This window comes from Streptomyces sp. TAA204, from assembly GCF_000424965.1.
Genome location: NZ_AUKW01000004.1, coordinates 473,655 through 485,117, shown reverse-complemented (window position 1 = coordinate 485,117; position 11,463 = coordinate 473,655). Strand labels below are relative to the sequence as shown.

Genomic DNA, 11,463 nt, shown 5'->3' with positions numbered 1-11,463 from the left:
GCCCGACCGCCCCGCAGCGGTGGTCAGGACGGGTCGAGGCCCTTGGAGCGCAGCCAGGGGAGCGGGTCTATGGCCGCACCGCCGCCGGGGTGCACCTCGAAGTGCAGGTGCGGGCCGGTGGAGTTGCCGGAACTGCCCGAATACCCGATGGTGTCGCCGGCCTTGACCTCACCCGCGCGGATCTTGGTGCTGCTCAGGTGGGCGTACCACGTCTCGGTGCCGTCGGGCGCGGTCACCACGGCCATGTTCCCGAAGGACATGTCGTACTTGGTGGTGATGGTCCCGTCGGTCGCGGCCATCACGGGCGTGCCCTCGTCGACGGGGAAGTCGATCCCGGTGTGGACGGACATCCAGTTGAGGCCCGCCTGCCCGTACTGTGCGCTCAGCCCGTGCTCCTTGACGGGGACCGCGAACTTGGGACGCAGCGCCTCCTTGCGCGCGGCCTCCTTCGCCTTGCGCTCGCGCTCCGCCTCCTGGCGCTGCTTGAGGTCGATGCGTTCCTGCGTGCGGCTGGCGCGGTCGGCGAAGTCGTTCGCGTCGGCGGAGAGTCCGGCGAGCTGGGTGTCGAGCTTGGTGTTGGCCGGTTTCACGGCTGTGTCGGCCGCGGAGGCCTGCGCGGTGACCTGGTCGCTCTCCTGGCCCTCACCGACGACGGATGCTGCGGCGGCGCCCGCCACGCCCATCACGGCGACGGACGGCACGGCGACGGTGAGCATGGCCGAGCGCTTGGGCCGGGGGGAGCGGCGGCGGCCACGCGGGTGCGGGACGTACGCGGCGGCGGACGGTGCGGCGCCGGAGGCGAGTTCCTCGTCGTGGCTGTAGACGTCGTCGTGGCCGTGATGGCCGTGGCCGTGGACATCGCCGTTGTCGTGGCTGTCGTCGTGGCTGTCGCGGTGGCCGGCGGGGAAGTGGTCCTCTTCCGCGTAGGGCTCGGCGTTCAGGAGGTGGTCGCTGTCGACGGTGGGGTGGGCCGCTGTGGCGTCCGGGCCGCTGTTCTGCGCGAACTGCCCGTCGTGGGAGGGGTGTTGCCCGTAGGTGTCGTACCCCTCAGCGGCCCGCGGATCGTGTCCGTCATAGGACTCGTAGTACTCGTGGTACTCGTGGTTGTCGTGGCCCTGAACTGCGTGTTCGTGCCCGTAGGCGTAGACGTCGTACGGCTCCGCCGGATACTGGCCGGATTCGGGGGCGAGCCCCGCCGTTGCGTGTGCCCCGGTGTCCCAGCCGCCTCCGTCGGCGGGCAGATCCCAGTGACCTGTCTCCCACTGCCCGGAGTCCCAGCCGCCCGACTCCCAGTGGGCTGTCTCCCCCTGGCCCTGGGTGAAGTCTCCGTGCACGCCGCCGTGCTGGGCGGGAACCTCGGTGGTCAGCGGGAACCCTGCGTCCGTCCACGCGGCGCCGGTGTCGTAGCCGCCGGTTCCGTACGAGGCGTAACTGCCGTCGGACGCGTACGCGTCGTAGGTGGCCGCGGGGTAACTGCCGCCGCCCGCGCCCGTGTCGGCGCCCGGCAGGGAGCCGAAGAGGGGGTCTCCATCGCCGTAGGAGCCGGCGGAGTTGCCGTAGGCGGCTGTGGAGTAGCCGTTGTACCCGGAGGTGTAACCCTGCTGGACTCCCTGCTGTGCGTAGAGGCCGTAGGCCGCCTCCTCGTAGGGACCGCTGTCGTGCGCCGGGTACGGGAAGCCGGGAGTGGCATCTGCCGGGAACGAGGTTCCCGACGGGTGACGGTCGTTCACCACCAACTTCTCTTTCGCCTCGACAACAAGGGCGGAACAGTGCGGCGACTGTACCCGGGGGTACGTGAGGACGACAATCTTCAACAGGTTTTACGCTCGGGAGAAACGGGCATTCGAGCGCCTTTCGGCGCTCTACGTACGGGTATTTGGCCTGGCGTTCGAGTCGCGTTCGAAATTTTGGCCGGTTGGTCGGCTCCCCGGGTGCACCTCTCCCCGGTGCTCCCGCTCCGTACGGTGCCACTCAACTCCCCCCGGATGGGGACAGATCCCCCACGCCGGTGCGCGGCCGGACGTGCCGGACGCTAGGGGGTGTCTGACAAATCCCGTCTGGGCCGCGGTGGCCGGCAGGTGCCGGGCGCTCACGTCGGCCGTCCTCGTCACCACCGGGCGCGGCGGCCCGCCACCCTTGCGTGCCGTGTGCACAGCACGTGACCGGGTGGCTGCCCACGTGTGATTTCGCACTCCCTTCGCGGCGGGAACCACGCGCGTACGGGATGCTGGGGATAACGTGCGTTCACTCCGGCAGTCGCGGACGCCCTCCACGGATGACGCAGATGCCGTCGTAGAACCGTCGAAGGGCCGTTGAGATGGAGGCAGTGATGGGTGTGTCGGGTCCGATCCGCGTGGTTGTCGCCAAGCCGGGTCTCGACGGGCATGACCGCGGGGCCAAGGTCATCGCGCGGGCGCTGCGCGATGCCGGCATGGAGGTCATCTACACCGGTCTGCACCAGACGCCGGAGCAGATCGTCGGCACCGCGATCCAGGAGGACGCGGACGCGATCGGTCTGTCGATCCTCTCCGGTGCGCACAACACCCTCTTCGCCAAGGTGCTGGAGCTGCTGCGCGACCGTGACGCGGAGGACATCAAGGTCTTCGGCGGCGGGATCATTCCCGAGGACGACATCGCCCCGCTCAAGGAGAGCGGTGTGGCGGAGATCTTCACGCCCGGGGCGACGACGTACGAGGTCGTCGAATGGATCAGGACGAACGTCGGACGCCTCGCCGCCTGACCCCCGCGTTCCCCTCGCCGCTGTCCACGTGCTCCCTCTCCGCCCTCCCTCGTCTCCTCGCCCTCCGCTCCCCGCCCTGTGCCCGGGGCGGGTTCGGCCCCGGACGGCGGAGCGCGGCGGGCGCCCGGTCCCCTCCCGTGAAGGTGTCAGGCACCCTCGGCGGAATCCGGCGAGGACAGGGCCGGACCGGTCACCTCCCCGCTCAGTTCGGCAGCCATGACGGCGCGCAGCCGCAGTGTGGCGACCATGCGGTGGAACGCCTCGGCCCAGTAGGCCCCCGCTCCCGGTGATCCGCCCTCCGGCTCGTCCGGGACGGCGGCCAGCGGTTCCAGCCGTACGGCGTCGCACGGCGAGAGGCAGCGTTCGGCCAGCCCCATCGCACCGCTGAACCTCCACGGGTAACTGCCCGCGTCGCGGGCTATCTCCAGCGCGTCGACCACCGCCCGGCCGAGCGGCTCGCTCCAGGGCGCTCCGCACACCTCGAGCACGTGGAACGCCTCGGAGAGCCCGTGCGCCCGGATGAATCCCGCCGCCCACCGGGCACGTTCCCCCTCGGGGAGCACCGCGAGCAGCGGAGCCGGATCGCTGCGGCCCTCCGAGAGCGGCTCGGACGGCTCGCCGATCAGCGCCCTCGACCACTCCACGTCGCGCTGCCGTACGGCAGCGCGGCACCAGGCGGCGTGCAGATCCTGCTTCCAGCCGTCGGCGACGGGCAGCGCGACGATCCCCTCTGCGGACCGGCCTCCGAACTGACCGGACCAGGCCGCGAGCGGCGTCGCCTCCACCAGCTGCGTCAGCCACCAGGCGCGCTCACCCCGGCCGGCGGGAGGCTTGGGCACGACGCCGTCCCGCTGCATGGCCGCGTCGCATTCAGGCGGGGCCTCCACGGCGACGACGGGCGCCGTCGAGAGAGGGTCCTGCGTCACGCACGTACGGGCGCGGGCTGCCATGCGCGCCGCCAGGGCCGAGGCCGGGAGGCAGCTGAGCAGCTCGGCGGCGGTGGCCCGGACCGTGCGGCTCCTGTCGCTGAGCGCACGCTCGAGGAACGGCTCGTCCGCGGAGCACAGCCCTTCACGAAGAGAGTCCAGGAACATCAGCCGGTCCTCGGCGCTCTCCGAGGACCAGGTCGTGGACAGCAGCGCGAGCCCGGTCGACGGGTCACGGCGGCGCAGCGAGGTGAGCAGAGCGACTCGTTCCGCGAACAGGCCCTCCTCCCAGAGCTGTTGGGCGGTCTCGCCGAGGGTGCCGTCGGTGTTGTCCCCCTCCTGCCCCTGGGCGTGGGTCTCTCCCTCGGCGGGGGCCTCGTCGCTCGCTTCCTGCCCCGCCCGTACGGCAGGCGTCCCGGGCGGAGCGCCGTTGCGCAGGGCGAACTTCCAGTCCGGGTTGAACCGGGCGAGCCACAGGCCGCGCGGGCCCGCGAACCTCAGTGTCTGCGGGCGCAGGTCTGTCCGCGAACGCGCCGCGTCGAGCAGCGCGGGGAGCTGGGCGGCAGGCGGGCGGTACCCGAACCGGTTGGCCGCGGCGAGCCATTGAGGAAGCAGTTCGGCGAGGTCCGGGGCCGGACCGCGGCGGCGGCCACCGCCGCTCCCCGCCCCGCCGGTACGCGCGCTGAGCAGCGTCGTCAGCCGCCGGGCGGCCACGGCGGGCAGCGGCGGCCGCCCGTCCTCGGGCGCGGAGCCCGGGCGTGGGCCGGCGGGGGCGGGGAGCAGGCCGGCCCGCCGCCGGACGGTCTCGACTGCTGCCGCATCCAGCAGCTCCGTCACCCCGCCGCCGCCCGGCGGGGTGCGCCGCTCGGTGCCCAGCAGAGCGGCGGAGACCAGTTCGTCCCACGGGACGCTGGAAGTCTCCGGTGCGCATGCCTTCGTCGCGAGCCCCTGTGCTGCGGGTACCACCGGTGCATCCGCTGGTGCATCTGCCGGTGAAGCCTGTGCCTCCGGCCCGGGTGGCTCCGGTGTCTGCTGCGCGGGTGCGCTCATGTCACTCCGTTCGTGCGATGGCGCGCGGAGCGCGGGGACGGGTCGGTGCTCTTCCGCAGAGCTCGGCCGGGGCGTCACAGCGGAACCACTCCCTCCTCGCCGCTCCATGCCGTGTACGGGGCGAAGCCTCGGTGGCCGCACTCGCCGAAGACCGTGACCGGGGCGCCGCCGGCGACCGAGAGGAGCCTCCACAGGGCCGCGGGGGCGGTGCCGGGCGCGACGGGCACGGCGAACTCTCCCTCCGCGTCGGCCAGTTGCGCGACGAGCCCGCCCTCACCGGTGACCGGCACGACACCGCTCAGCACGGTGGGCCAGGCATCCAGCCAGGGATCGTCACACAGCGCCGCCCCGTACTCCGCCAGCGCGCCGGTCACGGTGCCGCCGGGCGGTGCGGAGCCCGGACGCGGGGCTGCGTGCCGCTCGCCCAGAGCCGCGCGCAGCGGGCGGGCGGCGGGGTAGTAGGCCAGCTCCGCATCGAGTACCGATCCTGCGGGAAGAGCGAGTTCGTGCTGCCTTCCCAGCGGTGCGTAGGAGAGAAGCAGCCCCAAGCGGCCCGACGTGTGCCCGCGCAGCCACGTGCGGCGGGCGGTGAGCCGCCCCTCCTCCGTGTCCCGCCGGGCCAGCACCAGCCATTCGTCCCGGACGCGTGAGGCTCCCCCGGCCAGTACTTCCGCCGCGTCGACGGTGAAGCCCACCCTGGTCCGTACGGTCGCCGCCAGCGGCTCCGGAAGACTCTCCAGGGCGAGGAAGCCCTGGTTGAGCAGATGGAGCAACGCGCACTCGGAGAGCAGGCGCTCCGGCCAGCCTCCCGGACCGCCGGAGCCCCTGGACGGAAGGGCGCCCAACTCCCTGATGCGGGCGGCCAGCCCGGGTGCCTGCGCGTCGACCATGCGGGCCGCCGTCTCCTCCCAGGCCGCGGGACCGGACTGCTCCGCCCCCGCCAGGCCGCCGCGCAGCAGGTCGGCCAGCCGTTCCTCCAGCTCCGTGGCTCCGGCGGCGACGCGCTGCGTGCGCCGCTCGGCGCGGCGCTGCGCGGCCTGAGGGCCGGAGGAGCGGCGGCCCTCCCCCTTGTCCCCGTCGCCGCCCGCCCCTGCCGGCGCCTCCGTTCCGCGCCGGGCGCGTTCACGGCGTCTGCTCAGCCACTCGCCGGCCCACTCGGGCGGGGAGTGCCCGTCCGGCGGCTGCCCCTGCCCGTCCGCGCACAGGAGCAGCAGGCCGAGGACGTGCTTGCAGGGGTACTTCCTGCTGGGGCAACTGCACTTGCAGCCCGGCGCGCCCCCGCCGCCGGCGCTGTCGAGATCCACCACCGTCCGGTACGGCTTGGCGCTGCCGCTGCTGCCCTTGCACAGACCCCACACGGCGCCGGAACCTGCTGCCGCGTCCGACCAGTGGTCGGACCGCGAGAGCCGGCTGCCCGCTTTCCGTGACGCCTCGTCAGGAGCCAGTGTCAGTACTTCCTCCGCCGTCCAGCGGACCCCCACTCCAGTCATGGTCCCGACCGTAGAAGCCGCCACTGACAATCGCTCCGTACCGCCGCCGTATCGGAGGTCTGTGCAGCTCAGCGCGGTGAGGGAGGGATTGTCAGTGGCCGGGTGCAGGGTGAGGAGCACATCGAACCGCCATTGTGTGGAGGGGGATCTGTGACCGTTACCCATGCCGAGAAGCAGGCGCTGAGGCCACATGCCGAGGACGCGTTCGCCCACGAACTGAGCGCGCTCGCCGCGGCGGACGACCGGCCGCGTCCGGAGCGCTGGCGGCTGTCGCCGTGGGCGGTCTGCACGTACCTGCTCGGCGGTGAGCTGCCCGACGGCACGGTGATCACGCCGAAGTACGTGGGCCCGCGCCGCCTCGTCGAGGTCGCCGTCAGCACGCTGGCGACGGACCGCGCGCTGCTGCTCCTCGGTGTGCCCGGCACCGCCAAGACCTGGGTCTCGGAGCATCTCGCGGCCGCGGTCAGCGGAGATTCGACACTGCTCGTGCAGGGCACGGCCGGCACCGCGGAGGAAGCGGTGCGCTACGGCTGGAACTACGCCCAGTTGCTGGCCCACGGCCCGAGCCGTGACGCCCTCGTGCCCAGCCCCGTGATGCGGGCCATGGCGGAGGGCAGGACGGCGCGGGTCGAGGAGCTGACCCGCATCCCGGCCGACGTGCAGGACAGCCTCATCACCGTCCTGTCCGAGAAGACGCTGCCCGTGCCGGAGCTGGGCGAGGAGATCCAGGCGGTGCGCGGGTTCAACCTGATCGCGACGGCCAACGACCGCGACCGCGGTGTCAACGAGCTCTCCAGCGCGCTCCGCCGCCGTTTCAACACTGTGGTGCTGCCGCTGCCGGAGACACCCGAGGCGGAGGTCGACATCGTCGCGCGCCGCGTGGACCAGCTCGGCCGCTCACTCGACCTGCCCGCCTCGCCGGACGGCATCGCGGAGATCCGGCGGGTGGTGACCGTCTTCCGCGAGCTGCGCAACGGCGTGACGGCCGACGGCCGTACGAAGGTCAAGTCCCCCTCCGGGACGCTCTCGACCGCGGAGGCGATATCCGTCGTCACCGGCGGCATGGCGCTGGCGGCCCACTTCGGGGACGGTGAGCTGCGCGCGGGCGACGTCGCCGCGGGCGTACTGGGCGCGGTGGTGCGCGACCCGTCCTCCGACAGCGTCGTGTGGCAGGAGTACCTGGAGGCGGTCGTGCGCGAGCGTGACGGGTGGAAGGACTTCTACCGTGCCTGCCGAGAGGTCTCCGCGTGACGCGGTCCGACGGCCTGACGCGATCCGGTGGAACGGCGCGGTCCGGCGAACACGGCGGCGGTCCCCTGCTGTTGGGTGTGCGGCACCACGGCCCGGGCTCGGCGCGGGCCGTGCGGGCCGCGCTGGAGGCACGGCAGCCCCGGGTGCTGCTCGTGGAAGGGCCACCGGAGGCGGACGGCATCGTCGCGCTCGCGGGGGAGGCGGAGATGCGCCCGCCGGTCGCCCTGCTCGCTCATGTGCCCGACGAGCCGGGCAGAGCCGCGTTCTGGCCGTTCGCGGAATTCTCACCGGAGTGGGTGGCGATCCGCTGGGCGTCGGAGCGGGGGGTGCCGGTGCGTTTCATCGACCTTCCGGCCGCGCACTCGCTTGCACTCCGCGAGGAGGGCCCGCACAAGAGCGCGGAGCGAGGCGGGGGAGGCCCACATGGGCACCACGAGGGAGGCGGCGACGGCGCGGACGCCGAAGGTCCGGAGCCCCCGCACGGCCCGGACTGCCCCGACGGCCCGGACAGCGCTCCCGCCGGCCCGGCGCCGGGCGACGCGCTGCGCATCGATCCGCTCGCCGTCCTCGCCGAGACCGCGGGGTACGACGACGCGGAGCGCTGGTGGGAGGACGTCGTGGAGCACCGCGGTGCCCCAGCGGGAGCGGAGCCCTACGCCCCCTTCGCCGTCCTCGCCGACGCCATGAAGGCACTGCGCGAGACGCATGGCGCCGCCGAGAACTCCCAGGGGGAAGGTGCCGGGGGAGGGCCCGGGGACGACTCGGTGCGCGAGGCCCATATGCGCCTGCGGCTGCGCGACGCCTGCGGGGAGTTCGGGCAGGACGCCGTCGCCGTGGTCTGCGGCGCCTGGCACGTTCCCGCGCTCGCCGCGAAGACGAAGGTCACCGCCGACCGTCTGCTCCTCAAGGGGCTGCCGAGGGTGAAGGCCGAGATGACCTGGGTTCCCTGGACGCACCGCAGGCTCGCCCGGCGCAGCGGCTACGGCGCCGGAATCGCCTCCCCCGGCTGGTACGGCCATCTCTTCGCGGCCCCCGACCGGGTCGTCGTGCGCTGGATGACCAAGGTGGCACGTCTGCTTCGGGCCGAGGACCACAGCGTCTCCTCCGCCCACGTCATCGAGGCGGTCCGGCTCGCCGAGTCGCTGGCCGCCATGCGCGGCAGGCCCCTCGCCGGGCTGACCGAGACGACCGACGCGGTACGCGCGGTGATGTGCGAGGGCTCCGGCGTACCGCTCGCCCTCGTCCAGGACCGGCTCGTCGTCGGTGACGTGCTCGGCGAGGTCCCGGAAGGAGCCCCGGCCGTACCGCTCCAGCGGGACCTGGCACGGCAGCAGCGCAGGCTGCGGCTCAAACCGGAGGCGGCGGAGCGGGAGTTGGAGCTCGACCTGCGCAAGGAGACCGACCTGGAGCGCAGCCGGCTGCTGCACAGGCTGCGCCTCCTCCGCGTCGAGTGGGCCGAGCCGCACCGGTCGGCCCCCCGCGGGACCGGCACGTTCCGGGAGAGCTGGCGCCTGCGCTGGGAGCCGGAGCTGTCGGTGCGGATCGCCGAGGCCGGAGTGTGGGGCACGACCGTGGAGGGCGCGGCGACGGCGGCAGCTGTCTCGCAGGCCACCGACGCGACCGAGCTGGCCACCCTGACCGCCCTCGCCGAGCGCTCTCTGCTCGCGGGACTCCAGGACGCGCTGCCGGTGGCCATGCGGGCGCTGGCCGACCGTGCCGCCCTCGACGCGGACGTCGGTCGCCTCGCCGAGGCGCTGCCCGCGCTGGTGCGTTCCGTGCGCTACGGCGATGTGCGCCGCACCGATGCGGTGGCGCTCGCCGACGTCGCCGAGGGGCTCGCCGAGCGGGTGTGTGTGGGGCTGCCGCCGGCGTGCGCCGGGCTGGACGCGGACGGCGCGGCCGAGATGCGCCGCCACATCGAGGGCGTCCATCAGTCCGTGGGGCTTCTGCGGCAGGCAAGGGGCGCGAGCGCGGACGGCGTCACGTCGCGCTGGCGTGCCGTCCTTCGCCGCCTCGCCGCCCGCGACCGGATACCTGGCCTGCTGCGCGGCCGGTGCGTCCGGCTGCTGCTGGACGAGGGCGATCTGGGGACGGACGAGGCGGCACGGCTGATGGGTCTGGCACTGTCGCCGGGCACCGCACCGGCAGAGGCGGCGGCGTGGATCGAGGGCTTCCTCGCGGGCAGCGGCGTGCTGCTGGTGCACGACGAGCGGCTGCTGGCGCTGGTCGACGCGTGGCTCGCCGGGGTGCCGGGGCACGCCTTCACGGACGTACTGCCCCTGCTGCGCCGTACGTTCGCCGAGTACGAGCCGGGCGTACGGCGCACCGTGGGCGAACTCGTCCGGCGCGGGGACCTGTCCGGTGCGCAGGGCCCTCCGGCAGCGGGCGCGGGGGGAGCGTCTACGCGCCGTGGGGCGCCGGGCGGTTTCGGCCCCGGTCTGGACGAGTCACGCGCGGACGCAGTCCTGCCGACGCTCGGTCTGCTGCTCGCGGGTGCGGGTGCGGGTGCGGGTGCGGGTGGGGCGAGTTCGGGTACTGCCTCACATCACAGCGCCGGGGACCGGGAGGAGACAGCCGTATGAACAACGGCACGGATACGGGGGAGAGCAGCGGCATGACCGGTGACGCATGGAGCGACCACGCCGGCGGGGCAACGGACCTCCGCCCTGGCACCCCGGACAGCGCTCCCGCCCCGGACAGCGCTCCCGCCCCGGACAGCGCTTCCGCTGCGGACTCCGCTCCCGCCGAGCGCGCGGAACGGCTGCGCCGCTGGCGCCTCGTGCTGGGCGACGCGGGCGGCTCCGACGGCACCGGATGCGCCCTGACCGGCACCGACAGCGCAATGGACAGTACGCTCCAGGCGCTCTACGGCGGCCAGAGCGGCGGCCGGCGCACGCGGCGCGAGGAGCGTGCGGGCGGCCTCGGCGGCTCAGCACCCCAAGTCGCCCGCTGGCTGGGGGACATCAGGACCTACTTCCCCAGCTCCGTCGTGCAGGTGATGCAGCGGGACGCCATCGACCGGCTCGGGCTGTCCTCGCTGCTCCTCCAGCCGGAGATGCTGGAGGCCGTCGAGGCGGACGTGCATCTCGTGGGCACCCTCCTCTCCCTGAACAAGGCCATGCCGGAGACCAGCAAGGAGACGGCGCGAGCGGTGGTGCGCAAGGTCGTCGGGGAGGTGGAGCGCAAGCTCGCCTCCCGTGCCCGCTCCACGCTCGCGGGGGCGCTCGACCGCTCCGCGAAGGTGCAGCGCCCCCGTCATGCCGACATCGACTGGGACCGCACCATCCGCGCCAACCTCAAGAACTACCTGCCCGAGTACGGGACGGTCGTGCCGCAGCGCCTCGTCGGCCACGGGCGTGCGTCGCAGGGGGTGAAGAAGGACGTGGTTCTCTGCATCGACCAGTCGGGTTCGATGGCCGCGTCCGTCGTCTACGCGTCGGTCTTCGGCGCCGTGCTCGCCTCGATCCGGTCGCTGCGTACGCGGCTCGTCGTCTTCGACACCAACGTCGTGGATCTCACCGACGACCTCGACGACCCGGTCGACGTCCTCTTCGGCACGCAGCTGGGGGGAGGCACCGACATCAACAGGGCGCTGGCCTACTGCCAGACGCAGATCACCCGGCCCGCGGAGACCGTCGTCGTCCTCATCAGCGACCTCTACGAGGGCGGTATCCGTGAGGAGATGCTCAAGCGGGTCGCGCAGATGAAGGCCGCCGGAGTGCAGTTCGTGTGCCTGCTCGCACTCTCCGACGAGGGCGCGCCCGCCTACGACCGTCAGCACGCGGCCGCGCTCGCTGCTCTGGGCGCGCCCGCGTTCGCCTGTACGCCCGACCATTTCCCCGAGGTGATGGCCGCGGCGATCGAGAAGCGGCCCCTGCCGGTGCCCGACGAGTGAGGCCCCGGCCACGGGGCGCGCGTCGGGGGGACGCAAGGGGGATCGGAGGAGGAGGAGGGAACCGGCAGGGCAGGCGGAAGTACGGGCCGGAAGAAAGGGCTGGAAGTACGG

General features: G+C 73.4%; 7 protein-coding genes. 4 read left to right on the top strand and 3 right to left on the bottom strand.

Features of this window, described 5'->3' with window-relative positions; translation table 11 throughout:
- Nucleotides 1-23: 23 nt before the first annotated feature.
- Complete coding sequence (locus H343_RS0110470; RefSeq protein ID WP_051264935.1) at nt 24-1,730, bottom strand: M23 family metallopeptidase; 1,707 nt, start codon at nt 1,728-1,730, stop codon at nt 24-26.
- Between the two features lie 599 nt (nt 1,731-2,329).
- On the opposite strand from H343_RS0110470, the gene icmB reads away from it, so the two are divergent.
- On the top strand, nt 2,330-2,740 hold the full coding sequence (gene icmB, locus H343_RS0110465; protein ID WP_028431085.1) for a coenzyme B12-dependent isobutyryl CoA mutase small subunit: 411 nt from the start codon (nt 2,330-2,332) through the stop codon (nt 2,738-2,740).
- Between the two features lie 146 nt (nt 2,741-2,886).
- Here icmB and H343_RS30045 read toward each other — a convergent pair whose 3' ends face one another.
- On the bottom strand, nt 2,887-4,716 hold the full coding sequence (locus tag H343_RS30045; protein WP_486586852.1) for a DUF5691 domain-containing protein: 1,830 nt from the start codon (nt 4,714-4,716) through the stop codon (nt 2,887-2,889).
- Between the two features lie 74 nt (nt 4,717-4,790).
- Nucleotides 4,791-6,206: an SWIM zinc finger family protein gene (locus H343_RS0110455; RefSeq protein ID WP_037903151.1), complete on the bottom strand. Its 1,416-nt coding sequence runs from the start codon at nt 6,204-6,206 to the stop codon at nt 4,791-4,793.
- 150 nt (nt 6,207-6,356) lie between these two features.
- On the opposite strand from H343_RS0110455, the gene H343_RS0110450 reads away from it, so the two are divergent.
- The 3 genes from H343_RS0110450 to H343_RS0110440 are packed head-to-tail and all read left to right on the top strand — an operon-like array spanning nt 6,357 to nt 11,352.
- Nucleotides 6,357-7,457 carry an ATP-binding protein gene (locus tag H343_RS0110450; protein WP_028431083.1) on the top strand — a complete coding sequence of 367 codons (1,101 nt, stop codon included), beginning with the start codon at nt 6,357-6,359 and terminating at the stop codon, nt 7,455-7,457.
- 14 nt (nt 7,458-7,471) lie between these two features.
- Nucleotides 7,472-10,039: a DUF5682 family protein gene (locus H343_RS30040; protein ID WP_078505396.1), complete on the top strand. Its 2,568-nt coding sequence runs from the start codon at nt 7,472-7,474 to the stop codon at nt 10,037-10,039.
- On the top strand, nt 10,036-11,352 hold the full coding sequence (locus H343_RS0110440) for a VWA domain-containing protein (RefSeq protein WP_486586851.1): 1,317 nt from the start codon (nt 10,036-10,038) through the stop codon (nt 11,350-11,352). Before H343_RS30040 ends, H343_RS0110440 begins: the two co-directional genes overlap by 4 nt.
- The last annotated feature ends 111 nt before the right edge of the window (nt 11,353-11,463 follow it).

Coding starts and splice junctions, on each gene's coding strand:
- icmB (WP_028431085.1), top strand. CDS start 2,330: ATGGGTGTGTCGGGTCCGATCCGCGTGGTTGTCGCCAAGCCGGGTCTC.
- H343_RS30045 (WP_486586852.1), bottom strand. CDS start 4,716: ATGAGCGCACCCGCGCAGCAGACACCGGAGCCACCCGGGCCGGAGGCA.
- H343_RS0110455 (WP_037903151.1), bottom strand. CDS start 6,206: ATGACTGGAGTGGGGGTCCGCTGGACGGCGGAGGAAGTACTGACACTG.
- H343_RS0110440 (WP_486586851.1), top strand. CDS start 10,036: ATGAACAACGGCACGGATACGGGGGAGAGCAGCGGCATGACCGGTGAC.